The sequence below is a fragment of the Rhodococcus sp. NS-SX18 genome (assembly GCF_057367935.1).
The window spans coordinates 2,865,836-2,881,545 of sequence record NZ_CM170633.1; the positions used below are offsets into that span (position 1 = coordinate 2,865,836).

Below are 15,710 nucleotides of genomic sequence, written 5' to 3' on the forward strand. Positions count from 1 at the left end.
CGTCGTGCCAGCGCCGAGAACTCGATGGTATCCGCCGCCCCCACCCGGACACAGCGATCTGCTCGTGCGATCGTGACCGCTGCGCGTCCGGGTGCGAGGGCGGGCCGCGGTTCGCTGTGCGAGAGGCACGGTGGGCACGCCGCAGCCGCACGCTACGGGCGGATCTGCGGCCACGACAGCTCCGCTGCACACCACCGGCGCAGCGCACCTCCCCGCCCCGTCCCCCGGCATCGCGCCCGGCCCCCTGGCGTCGTCCCCCGTACCCTGGGGAGGTGACCACGAGGAGGTCGCCGTGACGACCCGGCCGGAACCCGTCGAGCCTGCTGCGGGGCAGGAATCGGTCTGGGACTATCCCCGTCCGCCCCGCGTGGAGCCCTTCACCGGCTCGATCACCGTGGAATTGGGCGGCCGGACCATCGCGTCGACCACGCACGCCTGGCGGGTACTGGAGACCAGCCATCCGCCGACCTACTACCTTCCCGCCGACGCCTTCGCCGACGGGGCGCTGCGGGAGGCGCCGGGCTCGTCGTGGTGCGAGTGGAAGGGCAGGGCGAGCTACTACGACCTGGTGACCGACTCGCGGGTCGCGCCGAAGTCGGCATGGACCTACCACGATCCCACCCCCGCCTTCCGTGCGATCGCCGGGGCCGTCGCGGTGATGGCCGCGCAGGTCGACCGGTGCACCGTCGACGGCGAGGAGGTCGTCCCGCAACCGGGCGGGTTCTACGGCGGCTGGATCACCAGCTCGGTCGTCGGCCCGTTCAAGGGAATCCCCGGGTCGGCGGGCTGGTAGCCGCTCCGCTGTGCGTCGAAGCCGATGCGCGCCTGCGGGCGGCGCGAGCACTAGACTGGGCCGATGGGCATCGCTTCCGATGTCGATACGCACCGCGCCGGTGCCGGGCACTCCCGCTGGCCGGTGGTCGAGTCCAGCCCTCCCTCCGGCGCGGGCTTCGCGGGTTCGCTCGGACGGTCACGCACCGGCCCGCACGAAGCGGTACCGCCCGGATGCGGTGAGCGACCGTCCCCCGGCGCCGGCCGCGTCGACGAACCCGGCGCGGACCGGTCCGATCGTTCCCGACCGTGCCGGGCCGGAGAGGAGCCGACGTGACCGGCGGCGAAGTGACCGGCCGCGTCGTGGTCGGAGTGGACGGATCGGAGCCGTCGAAGGGGGCACTGCGGTGGGCACGATTCGTCGCCCGCTCGGCAGGATTCGAGGTCGACGCCGTGGCGGCCTGGGAGATTCCCTGGGCTGCCGCCGAAGGCTGGCCGTCCGACTGGGACCCCGAGCGGGAAACGTCCGGGATGCTGCACGAGACGGTCACCGGCGTCCTCGGTAGCGAGCCCGGCGTGTCCGTGCAGGAACTGGTTCGCCGCGGCGGAGCCGCGCGGGTCCTGCTCGACGAGAGCCGCGATGCGCAGTTCCTGGTGGTGGGAAGCCGGGGGCACGGCGGCTTCAGCGGCCTGCTGCTCGGTTCGGTCAGCGCCGCATGCGCCGAGCACGCGCACTGCCCGGTGCTGGTCATCCACGGCGACACCCCGCCCCCGCCCGTCTCGACCTGAGGCGATCACGGCGACGATCCCGCTCCCCCGTGGCACCGGGGCCGCCCCGATCTGCCGGACCGGTCGTTCCCCTCCCCGATCGGTCCCGCCTCGTCTTCTCGTCCCGGAAAACGCTGCGAACAGCCCCGGGTGCGGCGGATGATCGAGAAACAGCGCCCGAGGGCGGTGGATCGTACGCGCGACTCCCCTTCCTGCGCGTGTCCGACTCGTTCGCTCGACCTTCGGAAGAGGCCCGCCATGAGACTCGGCATCCTCGTTCTCGCCGTCGGCGCGTCGCTGCTCGCCGGCACCGGTGTTGCAGCGGCCGCCGATCCGGCCGTCCTCGGCGGCGGTTCCGGCATCGTCATGGACGGCCGGAACTACTGCACCCTCACCACGATCGGTCCCGATTCCGGGGGCCGGCTGGTCGGATTCACGGCGGGGCACTGTGGAAACGCCGGGTCCACGGTCGCCTCGGAGGCAGATCCGGATGCCGGGGTGGTCGGCACGATCGCCTACACCGATGCGGACTTGGACTACGCGGTGATCGTGTTCGAGCCGGCGAAGGTGGTGCCCGTGAATCGGGTCGGAAACACGACGATCACGGGGATCGGGGGTCCGGCGCAGTTCCCGGACATCGTCTGCAAGCAGGGCCGTACCACGGGGCATACCTGCGGGGTGGCCTACGGCGATGTGTTCGGTTCGGGGCAGACCTGGACGCAGACGTGCGTCGACCTCGGCGACTCGGGAGGTCCGGTGGTGGTCGGAACCACCCTCGTCGGCATGGTGAACGGCTACCTCACCGTTGCCTGCCTCGGTCCGGAGGTCGGCACGAGCATGACGGCCGTCGTCGGTGACGCCGATGCGCGGGGCGGGGCCGGGGCGGGGTTCCGTCCGATCTAGGACGCGCGGGTCGGGACGATGTCGTCGCCCGGGTGAGGGGCCTGACGGACCGGGCGCCACGCACCGCCGGGAGTGTTCTCGCCGGTCAGCCGATCTCGGCGAGGAAGCGCTCCAGGATCCCGGTGACCCGGGCCGGGTCTTCGAGCGTCGCGCTGTGACCGACGCCGTCGAGTTCGACCAGTTGCGAGCCCGGGATCAGGGTGTGCATCTCGCGGGCGAGACGCGGTGGCATCTCGACGTCCAGTTGCCCCGCGACGATCAGCGTCGGCACGCTCACGCCGGCAAGCTCGTCCCGGATGTCGGGACGGACCATCATGCCGAGCATCGTGTTCGCCAGTGACGACCGATCGGCGGTCTCCCATCGTCTGCGCCACACCTCACGGTCGGCCTCCCGGCCGGGTTCGCTGCGGAACGGTTCGCCGTAGAGTTCCTTCTCGATGCCCCGCAGCACGGGGGCCGGCGACGGCCCGAGCAGCCGTGCCACGGCCGTGAGGGCAAGGTGCAGCGGGTACCGCCCGGGCGGGTGCGGGGATGCGCCGGTATTGAGCAGGGTCAGCGAGCGCAACAGGCCCGGTTCCCGCGCGCCGATGCGCATGCCGACGAAGCCGCCCATGGACAGACCGACCAGGTGTGTCGGGGCGAGGTCGAGCCGCCGGATCACGGTGAGCACGTCGGCGGTGAGTTGCTCGAGCTGGTATCCGGTCCGGGCGTGCCCGGACCGGCCCTGCCCGCGGAAGTCGAGGGTGACGCAGCGGTACCGATCCCGCAGTGCCGCGATCTGCGCCTCGTACATTCGCCCGTCGAAGAGAAACCCGTGCAGGAACAGGATCGGCTCGCCCTCACCGCCGGTGTCCTCGCAGTACAGGTCGACGTCGCGCACCCGCAGGTACGACCGTCGCGTGTCCGGAATTCGGGGCATGGTCATGGCGTGCTCCGGGTCGGGGCGGGACGCGGAACCGTCTCGGATGGGTCGAGGATCGGCGCCGAGCGCCGCCCGTGTCAAGGGGCAGCGACGGCCCTGTCCGGTAGCGCATTGCCGAGATATCATTGCTGATATGTCGACGTCGCCGCGCCGAACGTCGTTCCCGGGTCTGGACCGTCTCTCCGACCGGCGTCGAGCGCTGGTGGACGAGCTGGCGGCGGCCCGGCGACGACAGGGACTGAGCCAGACCGAGATTGCCGCCCGGATGGGCACCTCCCAGTCGGCGGTGGCCCGACTCGAGCGCGGCGATCTCGATCCGCGCCTGTCCACCCTCGAACGGTATGCACAGGCGGTGGGACAGACCGTCGACTGGCAGATCCACCCGCCCCCGGAGACGACATGAACATCTGGCCGCCCGTTCCTCCCCCTCCCCCGCCCCCGCCGATGCCCCCGTGGCAGCCCGAACCGCGCCCGCCGGCTCCGGCACCGGCGCAGTACACCTCGCTCGTCGCGCCCGGCTCCGACTGGCTCACCGAGCGACTGTTCGACCAGCGGATCGTCCGGCTCACAGGTCGTCTCGGCCACGACGCCGCCAACCGCGCCGCCGCCACGCTCGCGCTGCTCGACGCCTCCGGCGACGACCCGGTCCAGCTGTGGCTGCACGACGTCGACGCCGATCTCGACACCGCGACGACGCTCCTCGACACCCTCGACCTGATGGGTGTGCCGATCCGGGTGAGTTGCCTCGGCGCCGTCACCGGCGCGGCCGTCGCCCTCCTGGCGGCCGCCGACCGGCGCACCGCCGCGCCGCACGCCACCTTCCATCTGCGCGAGCCCCGCACCGCGTGCGACGGTCCCGCGACAACCGTCGACGCCCAGGTGGACCGCTACCGGCAGCAACTGCAGGCACTGCAGCAACGGCTCGCGGACCTGTGCCGCCACCCCATCGACGAGATCGCCCAGGACATGCGCGCCCACCGGATCCTGACCGCCGAGCAGGCACGTGACTACGGCCTGGTCGATGCGATCGGCCGGGATCGGGAGCTGCACGCACCGACGCCGCCGGACCGCATCCCGTAACCGGTCGATTGCGGTTGCGGTGCTCGCGCCGCGACAGAGAGCTGTCGACGCTTTCACCGGGGATGATTGCGGCAAGAGTGCCATTCGGGCGGAGCCTCCGGCGGCGGACTCGGCCCATAGAGTGTTGTTGCGCCCCAGTTCTGGTGGAAGGTCTCATCACCCGGAAGGATGAGATTCAGAGGAGTGTGGTCTGTCCACCCGGGGCAGCGGTTCATGAATGCCACAACCGGCGACCTCGAGTCCGTGACGGGGTGTACCACACCGTCACGTGTTCCCTCGTCGATCCGGCAGACAATGAGGGCCGAGACGGCGCATCGTGAGTGGGTGGGGCGAGCCGTCGGGTCGGCGGCGGGGAATCTCGGCAAGGGCTATCGACACAGGAGGACGCGATGACCTCACATGCGCACAGCACCCCGATTCCGCCAGGCATCGAGATGCCGGACGAGGTCCGCACCCGGTTGGGCACGCTGCGGTTCTTCGACGGAGTCCCGGACGACGAGACGACCCGGACACTGTTCGACAATCTGGACTTCCAGCGGGCGGTGCAGGCGTACCTGCTGGCGCAGCATCCGGTGTCTTGGGCGGCGTGGCGCCGGGGACTGCTGCGCTGGGGTCCGGCGAACACCACGGTGGCGCTCTGGGAGGACCTGTGCCACCCGTGCACCGTCGGACCGGCGATGCACACGACCGTCGTGTACTTCTACATGTGGATCGACCTCCACGACGGACCCCTCGTCCTGGACGCCCCGCCCGACGTGTACGGCCTGATCGACGACTCGTGGGGGCGCTGGGTCGTCGACATCGGCGCGACCGGACCCGACAAGGGCCGGGGTGGCAAGTACCTGTTCCTGCCGCCTGCATACGACGGCGAGGTCCCGGACGGCTACTTCGTGGTGCGGTCCCGTAGCTACGGGATGTGCCTCGTCTCACGCGGTTTCCGCGACGAGCACGGCGACCCGCATCCGGCCGCCGACATGATCAAGGCGAAGACCCGGGCTTACCCGCTGGCTCAGGCCGACGACCCGCCGCCGATGCGATTCGTGAACGTCTCCTTCGAGCCGTGGGTCACCATCCCGGCCGCCGACTACCAGTACTGGGAGCTGCTCGACGAGGTGGTGCAGTCCGAGCCGCCGGAGTCATCCGACCCGGTCACGCTGGGGATGTTCGCCGCCGTCGGCATCCAGCACGGCAAACCGTTCGACCCCGACGAGCGGATGCGCGCAATCCTGACCGAGGCAGCCGCGGTCGGCGACGCGACCGCCCGCGCGCTCCTCTACCGGGTCCGCCAGCCCGAGGCACGCTACTACCCGGACGGCGCCTGGCGGGTCTTCCTCTTCGCCGGTTACCAGTTCCAGGACCGTGGCGCCGCGATGCTCGACACCGCCGCCGCGCTCGGCTTCATCGGGAGCGGATCGAGTCCGGCGTACCTGACGGAGATGGTCGGCGCCGGATCGCAGTATGTCACCGCGTTCGTCGATGCCACCGACGCGCCCTTCGACGGCGGCCGGACCTACCGGCTGCACGTCCCGCCGAACGTGCCGGTCAACACCTTCTGGTCGATCGTCGTCTACGACACCCAGACCCGGTCGATGCTGCAGACCGACCAGGAATTGCCCACCGTTGCCAGCGACCGCGACATGATCTCGAACGAGGACGGCTCAGTCGACGTCGACTTCGGTCCCGACCGGCCCGAGGCCAGCCGCAACTGGATCCAGACCCTGCCCGGCAAGAGCTGGTTCGCGATAGTCCGGCTCTACGGTCCGCTGGAACCGTGGTTCGACAAGACATGGAGACTGCCCGACATAGAACCGTTCGGGTAACACTACGGAGGAGAGCAATCCATCTCCGGCCGCGAAGAACCGGAATCCGCTACGTCTTTCCCCGCCATTCCCCTGGAGGGCGCGGAGCGTTTCGAACTCCCGACTGATGTCCCCGGGTCGTTGATTGTTCTGTCGAGGTCCACGAAGCCGGCCGGGGTCGGTTCCCGGTGCACATCGACTCGACACCGACACCGAGCTTCGGGGCGGTGTCTTCGCACGCGGTGGGGGCTGCCGGCCGGTGCTGCGCGGCGCACTCGTCGGACGACCCCGAGCCCGACGAGCCCACCGACAAGCGGTAACCCGGCCGCGGGGTGGGCGGCCCGCCGACGCCGTCTCCTCGTCCCGTCCACACCCTTCGACCTTCCCACCCCTGGTGTATCCGGACACGATCCGGGCAGAACTCCCCGTTGGTCGCGACGTAGTGGTGCGGCACCAGTCGTGGCGTTTCTGCGCGGTGATCTGGAGCGGGGATCCGGAGCGTCGGCTCAGGTGTCCGAGGTGGAGGGACGAACGCGGTGTCGGCTGAGGATAGAGATGCGGTTGAAGGCGTTCATCGCGATGGCCACCCACACGATCGCCGAGAGTTGGTCGTCGGTGAGGTGGGTGCGAGCGTTGGTGTAGTCCCGATCCTGTTGGTCGGATGTCGGCAGGGTCGTTACCGTTTCGGCGAGGGTCAGGGCGGCGCGCTCGCGGTCGGTGAACAGGTCGGTGTCCCGCCAGGCGGGAAGGACGGCGAGTCGCTGCGGTGATTCCCCACCGGCGAGGGCGTCGCGGGTGTGCACGTCGAGGCAGTAGGCGCAGCCATTGATCTGGGAGACGCGGATGTTGACCAGTTCGACGAGCGTGCGATCGAGTCCCGCCTGGGCGACGGCCTCGCGGACGGCGACCGCGACGGCGACCTGTGCGCGGTACACGGGGCGCGCCTGCCTGTCGATCGCGATGCGGGCGGGTGTGGCTGTGGTCATTGCTGGGCCTCCGGCCAGTCGACGAGGTGGTCGTAGTTGTGGTGGGTACGCAGGTATTTCGCGACATAGGGGCACACCGGGACGATGCGTTCGCCGGCGGCGGCGACGTCGTCGAGCGCGAATTCCACGAGTCGGGCGGCAAGACCGAGGCCGCCGTAGGCGGGATCGACCTCGGTGTGGACGAACACTCGCCGGGGGTCGCTGCCGGTGCGCGTGCGGTATCGGGTGAAGCCGATAACGGTGTCGCCGTCGCGGAGTTCGTAGCGGTGCCGGTCCGGGGCGTGAGCGACGGCGATGTTCGTGAGGCGGGGGTCGGGAGTGTCGGTGCCCATCGCTTGTCCTTCCTGGGGGGAACTATGAAGCTCACCCTAACAGAAGTAATTGACTGAGCAACTATATCGCGTGGCCCACTCGAAATGGGGACGGGACTCGCCGGAGAGCTTCACGTCTCCGAGGGTGAATTTCCGGCCCGGTAACAACGAGCCCCCGTGTCTCCCGGGCGTCGGGCAGGAACTGAGCGGAACCGGGCGACCGGAACACGCTCATGCAAAAGTGATTCGGCCTCGAGTAGCAACGCGTGTACATCGGCCCCATCTTCCGGCGGCGGGGTACCGTCGGAACGCACCAAGCCGATCGGTGGTGTCTTCCCGGGTGCCGGTTCCTCCTGGCCGCGCCCGGTCCCGTTCGGTGCTCGGCGCCGTGCACACCCAGACCACGGCCGAGTCCCGCTACGCGGGCAGGTCCCCGCCGCATTCGCTGCCGACACCCGGCCGGATGCGCCAAAATCGGGGGTATGGCTTCGTCCGCGACCGCCGGCACCACGTATCTGATCTCGTCGCAGGGAAGACTGCCGCGATGGCAGGACATCCTGCCGGGCACACGGCACGTCGAGCACCCCGCCCCCGAGCACCGCAGCATCTACCTCGACACCGCGGGGCGCGACCTGCGGCGGTGGGATTGTATGCTGCGGTACCGCACTCCGGGTCCCGACAGGGAGGCCGGCTGGGAGCTGGTCGTTCCGGGTGGCAAGCTCGGCACCGAACTGCACATCGATTCGGACACGAGCGAACTCGCGCCCGACGAACTCACCGCAGCAGTGGCGGGCCTGACGGGCGGGCGGCCGCTGCGGCGTTCGGTCACCGTCGACACCGGTGAGCACCGGCACGAGTGGTACGACCGCAACGACCGGTTGCTGGCGCGGATCGGTGTCGAGACGGTCGCGGCCACGGTGATCGGCGAGGCGGCGACCGTCGAGCAATGGCAGCAGATCCACCTCGACATCAGTGACGCCGCGTCGAAGAAGCACCGCACCGCACTCACTGCGGCCCTGGCCCGTACCGACGCCGCGCCGACGCCGCAGCGCGGCGAACTCGACCGCGCTCTCGCCACGATCGAGGCGCACTTCTCCCTCGCCACCCCCGCCGGCAAGGCCGCCGACAAGGTCGTGCGAGCCCGTGGTGTGCTCGCCGACTACCTCGACACCCAGCTCGAGGCTATCGCCGCGGGGGACGTGTGGCTGCGCCGCGGTCTGGACCCGATCCATCCCACCCGGGTTGCCATCCGGCGCCTGCGTAGCACCCTGCGGACGTTTCGGAAGGTGTTCGAGCCCACGCAGCGGTCCTGGCTCGACAGCGAATTATATTGGTATGCAGGGGTACTCGGACAGGTCCGGGATGTGCAGGTGCAGCGCGTCCGGCTGGCCGCCGCGCTCGAGGACCTGCCGCCGGAGCTGGTGATGGGCCCGGTGGCGGCACGGATCGACACCGATCTGCGCGCCGACGAGCGTCACCGGCTCGACGAGGTGCTGCGCACCCTCGACTCCGACCGGTACCGCACGTTGCTCGCCACCCTGGCACGCTGGCGGATCCAACCTCCGCTGACCGAGGAAGCGGACCGGCCGCGTGTGATCGTGAAGGCGGCGCGGCGGGCCGAACGCAAGGCCGACACTCGGGCGCGGACCGCCGCCGACGGCGAGGATGAGCAGGCGCTGCACCGGGCCCGCAGGTCAGCCAAGCGGGCCAGGTATGCCGCCGAGTTGGCCGCCCCGCTGCTCGGCCGCCACCGCGCCAAGCGAACGATCAGCCACTACACCAGGATCCAGCAGGTGCTCGGTGAACATCAGGACAGCGCCGTCGCCACCGACCTGCTACGTGAGTTCGGCGCCCGGGCAGGGACCACACCCGGAGAGAACGGATTCACCTTCGGGTTGCTGTACGGGCTCGAACTGCAGGCCGCCGAACGGGCGCGCCGTCAGGCCGCGGAGGTGACTACCTGAGCGGCAGCCACCGGCCCGGGTGAAGGGGCGGCGCACCTGCCGTTCGTGGCGTTCACCGGCCGGCGCAAGGAAAGAGCACGTCGCGTGCCGGCTCGTCGTGCAGCGGGTCCGGCGCCTGCAACCGTCGGTCGGGGACGGCAGCGAGCAGGGCGAACTGTTCGCCACCTACCGACACCATGCGTTCATCATCCCGGCGTCGTGCCCAGCCCGCGTCACTCGCTGTCCCAGGCCGCCCCTCGGCGATGCTCGGCTCACCGGCTGCAGCCCCTACAGCCTTGCGCCTGCCGCCGCCGAGACCGGCCACACCGTCGGGGCCGCGACGGCGGTGGCGGCACTGTCCGCACCGTGGGGGCGACCGGAGCGCCGGTCACATCGACCGACAGGTCGCTCGTCGCCCCGGGGTGGGCACCGGCAGCACGATCCCACCGCGCGGTCCGGGGTTGCCCGTCCTGCATTCACCGCACCGATCGGCCATCGTCGACTTCCCCTGATCGTGGTGACGCCTCGATGCCCTGTCGAACAACCGCCTCCCCGGTGCCGTGCCGAGCACGATGGCCCCGACCGGGCGGCTGGTCTGCCGGTCCAGCCAAGACCGCTCCCCCGGCCCGCCGTAGGTGATCGTTCCGTATGCCGCGGCGAGGGGGCCATCACCAGCACGAACACCATCCCCACCAGCGCGGGGCCCGATTCGATCCGGTCGTACCAGCGCATCAGGGGACTGCGGCTCCACGGCGCCCGACGCCTCAGGCCAACGGTCCGGGACGATTCGGTCTCCAGCACCTCCACCCCGCACGTCTTCTTCGACCCGATGTCAGGCCGGCGCACGCGGTCACCGTACGGGCACCTCGCGCAGTCGCCCGTCAGCGGCGGAGCATACCGTCGCGCCGGCGACGATGCGAGTGTCGGTGGTCGGCTGCAGAAATCCTCGTCAGGGCGGGGGAAGGATCCGAGGGCACCTCGATGGGGCTGTCCCATCGGTCCCACCGACGGGGTCGAGCTCATCGCGCTTTCGAGGTTCGGTGAGTGCGTAGACGGCTCCAGAGTATTTCGAGCACCACCGCCAACGCCACAATCGCGATCATCGCCGCGAATGTCTCGGGCGAGGTCTGCAGGGTCTGCACTGCAAAGACGGCGAGCACGATCACGGTCAATACGATGCCGGTGACGAGGATGCCAGCACGAGAGGCTGTTTCATGGCGGAGGCGATATGCCGCGATCGAGGTCACCAGGAAGATCGTCAGGGCCACGACGCTGCCGAGGGAAGCAATGGCGGTCAGATCCACCAGATTCGCAAGCAGCAGAATCAGCACGACCGAGATGGTCAGCCCCCGTGTGCCCCCGATTCTGGCTCGACTGCCGAACACCGGAGGGAAGGTGCCTGATTCGGCCAGCTTGGCGGTGGAGCCGACCGCCGCATAGACGTTGGCGTTGACCGAGGAGGAGGTGGCCAGCAGGGCAGCGAGGGCCATGATCGCGAAACCGGCGTCGCCGAGGGCGGGTCTGGCGGCGACGGCGAGAGCGGTCTCGCCGTTGTCGATGACCTCTTGCACGGTCAGGGTTCCGAAGACTCCGACGGCAATCGATACGTACAGGGTGACCGTGATGCCTAATGCCAGGTACATCGCACGCGGCAGGTTACGGCTCGGATCGGGAAGGTCGTCGCCGGTGAAGCTGACCACGGTGAAGCCGAGGTAGGCGAAGAAGGTCAGCGCCACACTGGAGACGATGTCGAGCCTCGGCGGGTACGTGGACGGCGCCAGCAGATCGGGGTCGAGTTGAGTCAGGGTGACGACGACGAAGACCGCGAACACTACCAGCAGTATCACCACGATCACGCTCTGGACCCGGTCGATGAACTTCGTGCCGGCGATGTTGACCGCCGCCACGAGCACGACCACAGCGGTGGTGAGGATTTTGCTCCAAGTGGTGGACTCGTCGAAGAACAGTGCGGCGCCGTAGCTGCCGAACGAGACGGACACCATGGCGGTGACGATGACGGCCGCGAAATAGAGCAGCCAGGAGGTGATGGCGGTGATGTGCCCTCGGCCGTAGGCCTGCAGCAGGAACGTCACGATGCCGCCCGAGGACGGGTAGCGCGCCCCCAGCTTCGCGACGGCGTAACCCTGCAAGGTGGCCACCACCCCCGCCAGCAGGAACGATACCCACACCGCCGAACCGGCCACGGCCCCGGCTTCTCCGAGAAGCGCGAAGATGCCGGCTCCGACCATGGAGCCGACCCCGAGGAAGGCGCCGCCACGCACGGTCATGGTCCGGGCATTTGGGGGCGCCGCATCCGGTGCGGAAGGCTGTTGCGGGCCGCTGTCGCGGCCGTCGGACGGCCCTGGGGCCCTGTTGTCCATGTCTTACATGATGCAACCGGCACGGTCGGCCACGGCCGAGTTCGATCCGATCAGTCTGCTATCCGACCGCGACTTTGGACGGTGACCCCGGACGACCGTTCGGAGCCGGGCTCGGAGGCGGCCGGAGGAGGCGAGTGCTCCCCGGTAGGGGCATGCGATTCGGACTACGACGCGAGGGCACCAACCCGCGCCCTTCGGGATCGGGTCGCTGCCGCGAGCTCCGACATGGCCGAGCTCAGTGACGACACCGCGAGCACGCACCGATCAGGGCACCTGCGAGGCATCACGATTCCGTACGGGCACCGCGGGTTCCTGGGGCGGTTCCCCTGCGCTCGTGACAGGGCACCACTGCAGCTCAGCGGTGTCCGATCCCGCCAGTAACTCCTGTATGCGATTTGCCTGCGGTGCCATCGTGGCGGGTGCACAATTCGGGATAACGGGCTATGCACGCCGTCGTAGAGGTGAGTCGTGTCGCTGGAGGGTCGATCGAGGCGTGGCCCTGGGCGACCTCGCTCGCAACGCTGGGGAGGTACCGGGTTGTGTGTAGTCGATTCTGTGTCTCGGGGTTGACTCGGCAGTTGCATATCTCCCGAGGCCGTCGGAGGCCGCGATGACATCGATCGTGCACCCGGCACCGTTCACCGGCGACGATTACGCGGCCCGCATGGCACGAGTTGTGCGCGATGTCGTCGGGTCTGGTCTGGACGGTGTGCTCGTTACTCCCGGACCGGATTTGGTCTGGCTCACGGCATATCGGCCGACAGCGATCACCGAACGCCTCACCGTTCTGGTGTTGCGCCCCGATCGGCAACCCACCCTGGTGGTACCCGCGCTCGAACGACCCGACGCCGAAGCCGCGGCCGGTACCGCCGCCGTATCGTTCGTCGAGTGGACCGACGGCACCGACCCGTACCAGGTGGCCGGCGCGCTGCTGTGTCCCTCCCACACGTACGGGATCTCGGACGCGGCGTGGGCAATCCATCTGTTAGGGCTGCAACGGCAGGTGCCGCACTCGTCCTATGTGGCCTTGGCCGAGGGTCTGCCGATGTTGCGTGCTGTCAAGGACGCCGGTGAACTGGCTCGATTGACGGCGGCCGGAGCGGCGACCGATATGGTCTTCGAGCAGATCGTGCAGACTCGGTTCGCCGGGCGGCGCGAACTGGAGGTCGCAGCGGAACTGGCCGCTTTGTTGCGGCAGTTCGGGCACGAGCAGGTCGACTTCACTGTGGTGGGGTCCGGCCCCAACGGGGCCAATCCGCACCATGAGGCCGGTGACCGGGTGATCGAACACGGCGACACCGTCGTCCTGGACTTCGGCGGGTTGATGTTCGGTTATGGATCGGACACCACCCGCACGGTCTCGGTCGGAGAGCCCAGTGCCGAGGTGCGGCAGGTACACGGGATCGTCCGGCAGGCCCAGCAGGAAGCGGTCGAGGCGGTCCGGCCTGGGGTGAGCTGCCAGCATATCGATCGGGTGGCGCGATCGGTGATCGGCGAGACCGGATACGGCGAGCAGTTCATTCACCGCACCGGGCATGGGATCGGGGTCACTACACACGAGCCGCCGTACATCGTCGAGGGCGAACAGCAACCCCTGGTACCCGGCATGTGCTTTTCCATCGAGCCGGGAATCTATCTCGCCGGTCGCTTCGGGATCCGCATCGAAGACATCGTCACGGTCACCCCCGACGGCTGTCGCCGTCTCAACAACACCAGCCACGAACTGTGGGTCGTCGACTAGCTGCTGCAGGAGGTGGGATCGAACTGAAAGCCGCCGGTCCGGTACCGGCACAGCAGTTTCCCTGACGAGAGCGCCTCGACTGCGCCGCGACGAGAAGGACACTGTGATGACTTACTGCACCGAGGTATCGAACACCCCCGGCCGGCTGTGGCGTCACCGCGCTGCGGTCGAGAGGGCCGAGTGCCGGATTCGCGGCGGGTGGATGTCATGAGCGCACCCGACGTACCCGCCGATCAGCCCCCCGCCGAAGTCGGGACCCGCACCCGAGCACCGGCAGGTTCCTGGATCTCCTGGATCGCCCTGGCGTTGATGACCACCAGCTCGGTGGCGAGTTTGCGGCCGTCGCCGACCATGGCCGTGTACGGCCTGGCGTGCGTGTTCTTGTACCTGATCCCCGCGCTGGTGTTCCTGCTGCCGACCTCGCTGGTGTCCGCCGAGTTGGCGTCGGGATGGGAAGGCGGGGTCTACAACTGGGTGGCTCTAGGAATCTCCAAGCCGATGGGGTTCTTGGCGGTGTGGTGCCAGTTCGCCATGACGATCTTCTACTACCCCAGTTTGCTCGGGTACGTTGCCAGTACTTTGGCCTACGTCATCAACCCGGCACTGGCCAGCAGCGGAGTATGGACCGCGCTGGTCATCATGGTCGCCTACTGGTCCGGGGTCTACATCTCCTCCCGGGGCACCAAGGGCGTTGCCGGTCTGGCCAGCGGTGGCCTGATCATCGGCACCCTGGTGCCCGGCGCACTGCTGGTGATCCTGGGCATGGTCTTCCTCGGCCAGGGCAATCCCTCCGCCGCGCCGATGACCGTCGACAATCTGCTGCCGGCCTGGGCCGGTCTGGCCAGCCTCGTGCTGATCGTGAACAACTTCCTCTCCTATTCCGGGATGGAGATGAACGCGGTGCACGTGTCGTCCCTCCGTAACCCCGCCAAGGAATTTCCCCGATCGATGTTCCTGGCCATGGCCCTGGTGCTGTTGATCTTCATCCTGCCCGCGTTGGCGATCAGCTGGGTGATTCCGGCCGAACAGTTGTCCCTGACTGCCGGGGTGATGCAGGCCTTCGACGCGGTCTTCGCCCAGTTCGGCTGGCAATGGCTGACCCCGGTGATCGGGATCATGCTGGTGGCGGCCTCGCTCGGGGGCATGTTGACCTGGTTGGCGGGCCCGTCGAAGGGTCTGCTGTTGATCTCCCGGCAGGAAGGTTATCTTCCCCCGTTCCTGCAGCGGGTGAACAAGCACGGCGTCCAGCAGAACATTCTCGTCACCCAGGGTCTGCTCACCACCGTGATCGCCCTGCTCTACGCCTTCATCCCGGACGTGTCCAGCGCGTACTGGATCTTCTCGGTGATCACCACCCAGGTGTACCTGATCATGTACCTGCTGATGTTCGTCGCCGCGATCCGGCTGCGCCGACGGTTCCCCGACCATCCGCGGGGCTACCGGGCACCGATGCTGGTGGGATTGTGCGGAATCGGGTTCGCTGCCTCGCTTGCCGCTCTGCTCATCGGCTTCATCCCGCCGTCACAATTCAGTTCCGGCAACGCCGGGGTGTACTTCCTGATCGTCGCCGGCGGCGCTCTCGGCCTCGGCCTGCTCGCGCCGTACCTGTTCTACAGGTCGCGTAAGCCCTCCTGGAAACAACCGGAGGTGACCGAGTCATGACCACCGAGACGGAAACCTCGAACGCCCGCGAGCGCAGGATCATCTATACCGTCGTCGCATTTGTTCTCGTCCTGCTGGTGTTCATCGCACTGCTCCTGTTTCCCTATGTCCGGCCGGGCGGAGAGGCCGAGGCCAAGGCGGACCAACTCATCGCAGCACTCGACGAGGCCGGCGCCCGCACCCCCTCGCGCGAACAAATCACCCGGGTGCTCGGTGACGACGGCGGCGCGATCTGCGCCAACCCGAATGCGGCGCTGACCCGGGCAACGCTGTTGTCCCAGATGGTCAACGGAGCAGGAGGACCGGGTACCCGGCCGGTTGTCGTCGACGATCGGGTCGTACAGGGAGAATTGTTGGTCCTCGAGATCTACTGCCCCGAGGAACTGGCCGAATTCCAGCAATTCGTCGGCGACCTCGCAACGAGCGACGTGGCAGGAGAGTAG

Annotated in this window: 14 protein-coding genes and 1 pseudogene; 11 read left to right on the forward strand and 4 right to left on the reverse strand. The window is 68.8% G+C overall.

The window, feature by feature from the left end; all coding sequences use genetic code 11:
* Positions 1-292 precede the first annotated feature (292 nt).
* The 3 genes from AC2IPW_RS13260 (at position 293) to AC2IPW_RS13270 (ending at position 2,442) form a co-directional block, all read left to right on the forward strand.
* Entirely contained in the window at positions 293-793 is a 501-nt protein-coding gene (locus AC2IPW_RS13260) for a DUF427 domain-containing protein (protein WP_486375008.1), read from the forward strand.
* A gap of 311 nt (positions 794-1,104) precedes the next feature.
* Positions 1,105-1,560, forward strand: a complete 456-nt coding sequence (locus AC2IPW_RS13265; protein ID WP_486375009.1) for a universal stress protein — start codon at positions 1,105-1,107, stop codon at positions 1,558-1,560.
* Positions 1,561-1,797: 237 nt separating this feature from the next.
* On the forward strand, positions 1,798-2,442 hold the full coding sequence (locus AC2IPW_RS13270) for a chymotrypsin family serine protease (protein WP_003937952.1): 645 nt from the start codon (positions 1,798-1,800) through the stop codon (positions 2,440-2,442).
* A gap of 85 nt (positions 2,443-2,527) precedes the next feature.
* Here the strand turns inward: AC2IPW_RS13270 and AC2IPW_RS13275 are convergent, their stop codons facing one another.
* Positions 2,528-3,367 carry an alpha/beta fold hydrolase gene (locus tag AC2IPW_RS13275; RefSeq protein ID WP_416061156.1) on the reverse strand — a complete coding sequence of 280 codons (840 nt, stop codon included), beginning with the start codon at positions 3,365-3,367 and terminating at the stop codon, positions 2,528-2,530.
* A gap of 130 nt (positions 3,368-3,497) precedes the next feature.
* On the opposite strand from AC2IPW_RS13275, the gene AC2IPW_RS13280 reads away from it, so the two are divergent.
* From AC2IPW_RS13280 to AC2IPW_RS13290, 3 genes are all read left to right on the forward strand, one after another.
* A complete protein-coding gene (locus AC2IPW_RS13280; RefSeq protein ID WP_054375225.1) occupies positions 3,498-3,767 on the forward strand; it encodes a helix-turn-helix domain-containing protein in 270 nt (89 codons plus the stop codon).
* 41 nt (positions 3,768-3,808) lie between these two features.
* Positions 3,809-4,444: an ATP-dependent Clp protease proteolytic subunit gene (locus AC2IPW_RS13285; RefSeq protein ID WP_486377003.1), complete on the forward strand. Its 636-nt coding sequence runs from the start codon at positions 3,809-3,811 to the stop codon at positions 4,442-4,444.
* A 389-nt stretch (positions 4,445-4,833) separates the two neighbouring features.
* Complete coding sequence (locus tag AC2IPW_RS13290) at positions 4,834-6,264, forward strand: DUF1254 domain-containing protein (protein WP_486375010.1); 1,431 nt, start codon at positions 4,834-4,836, stop codon at positions 6,262-6,264.
* Positions 6,265-6,749: 485 nt separating this feature from the next.
* On the opposite strand, the gene AC2IPW_RS13295 is transcribed toward AC2IPW_RS13290, so the two are convergent.
* Together AC2IPW_RS13295 and AC2IPW_RS13300 are read right to left on the reverse strand one after the other, a co-directional pair.
* The gene (locus AC2IPW_RS13295) at positions 6,750-7,229 is read right to left on the reverse strand and encodes a carboxymuconolactone decarboxylase family protein (RefSeq protein ID WP_416061159.1); all 480 of its coding nucleotides are present in this window, start codon (positions 7,227-7,229) and stop codon (positions 6,750-6,752) included.
* Positions 7,226-7,561 carry a GNAT family N-acetyltransferase gene (locus AC2IPW_RS13300; protein WP_486375011.1) on the reverse strand — a complete coding sequence of 112 codons (336 nt, stop codon included), beginning with the start codon at positions 7,559-7,561 and terminating at the stop codon, positions 7,226-7,228. The genes AC2IPW_RS13295 and AC2IPW_RS13300 overlap by 4 nt, the downstream gene beginning before the upstream one ends.
* A gap of 461 nt (positions 7,562-8,022) precedes the next feature.
* Here AC2IPW_RS13300 and AC2IPW_RS13305 point away from each other — a divergent pair, with 461 nt between their 5' ends.
* Together AC2IPW_RS13305 and AC2IPW_RS13310 are read left to right on the forward strand one after the other, a co-directional pair.
* Complete coding sequence (locus AC2IPW_RS13305) at positions 8,023-9,504, forward strand: CYTH and CHAD domain-containing protein (RefSeq protein ID WP_486375012.1); 1,482 nt, start codon at positions 8,023-8,025, stop codon at positions 9,502-9,504.
* A 30-nt stretch (positions 9,505-9,534) separates the two neighbouring features.
* Positions 9,535-9,712: pseudogene (locus AC2IPW_RS13310) on the forward strand (IS1380 family transposase); the annotation flags it as partial.
* A 790-nt stretch (positions 9,713-10,502) separates the two neighbouring features.
* Here AC2IPW_RS13310 and AC2IPW_RS13315 read toward each other — a convergent pair.
* Entirely contained in the window at positions 10,503-11,864 is a 1,362-nt protein-coding gene (locus AC2IPW_RS13315; protein WP_486375013.1) for an APC family permease, read from the reverse strand.
* A gap of 664 nt (positions 11,865-12,528) precedes the next feature.
* Between AC2IPW_RS13315 and AC2IPW_RS13320 the strand changes: the two genes are divergently transcribed.
* The 3 genes from AC2IPW_RS13320 to AC2IPW_RS13330 all read left to right on the forward strand — a co-directional run bounded on the left by AC2IPW_RS13320 (position 12,529) and on the right by AC2IPW_RS13330 (position 15,710).
* The gene (locus AC2IPW_RS13320) at positions 12,529-13,605 is read left to right on the forward strand and encodes a M24 family metallopeptidase (RefSeq protein WP_416063670.1); all 1,077 of its coding nucleotides are present in this window, start codon (positions 12,529-12,531) and stop codon (positions 13,603-13,605) included.
* Between the two features lie 207 nt (positions 13,606-13,812).
* On the forward strand, positions 13,813-15,267 hold the full coding sequence (gadC, locus tag AC2IPW_RS13325) for a glutamate/gamma-aminobutyrate antiporter GadC (RefSeq protein ID WP_416061163.1): 1,455 nt from the start codon (positions 13,813-13,815) through the stop codon (positions 15,265-15,267).
* Complete coding sequence (locus tag AC2IPW_RS13330) at positions 15,264-15,710, forward strand: hypothetical protein (RefSeq protein WP_416061164.1); 447 nt, start codon at positions 15,264-15,266, stop codon at positions 15,708-15,710. Before gadC ends, AC2IPW_RS13330 begins: the two co-directional genes overlap by 4 nt.

Excerpts from the sequence above, each read along its gene's own strand:
- AC2IPW_RS13270 (WP_003937952.1), top strand. The coding sequence starts at position 1,798 with ATGAGACTCGGCATCCTCGTTCTCGCCGTCGGCGCGTCGCTGCTCGCC.
- AC2IPW_RS13275 (WP_416061156.1), bottom strand. The coding sequence starts at position 3,367 with ATGACCATGCCCCGAATTCCGGACACGCGACGGTCGTACCTGCGGGTG.
- AC2IPW_RS13280 (WP_054375225.1), top strand. The coding sequence starts at position 3,498 with ATGTCGACGTCGCCGCGCCGAACGTCGTTCCCGGGTCTGGACCGTCTC.
- AC2IPW_RS13285 (WP_486377003.1), top strand. The coding sequence starts at position 3,809 with ATGCCCCCGTGGCAGCCCGAACCGCGCCCGCCGGCTCCGGCACCGGCG.
- AC2IPW_RS13290 (WP_486375010.1), top strand. The coding sequence starts at position 4,834 with ATGACCTCACATGCGCACAGCACCCCGATTCCGCCAGGCATCGAGATG.
- AC2IPW_RS13295 (WP_416061159.1), bottom strand. The coding sequence starts at position 7,229 with ATGACCACAGCCACACCCGCCCGCATCGCGATCGACAGGCAGGCGCGC.
- AC2IPW_RS13300 (WP_486375011.1), bottom strand. The coding sequence starts at position 7,561 with ATGGGCACCGACACTCCCGACCCCCGCCTCACGAACATCGCCGTCGCT.
- AC2IPW_RS13305 (WP_486375012.1), top strand. The coding sequence starts at position 8,023 with ATGGCTTCGTCCGCGACCGCCGGCACCACGTATCTGATCTCGTCGCAG.
- AC2IPW_RS13315 (WP_486375013.1), bottom strand. The coding sequence starts at position 11,864 with ATGGACAACAGGGCCCCAGGGCCGTCCGACGGCCGCGACAGCGGCCCG.
- AC2IPW_RS13320 (WP_416063670.1), top strand. The coding sequence starts at position 12,529 with ATGGCACGAGTTGTGCGCGATGTCGTCGGGTCTGGTCTGGACGGTGTG.
- gadC (WP_416061163.1), top strand. The coding sequence starts at position 13,813 with ATGAGCGCACCCGACGTACCCGCCGATCAGCCCCCCGCCGAAGTCGGG.
- AC2IPW_RS13330 (WP_416061164.1), top strand. The coding sequence starts at position 15,264 with ATGACCACCGAGACGGAAACCTCGAACGCCCGCGAGCGCAGGATCATC.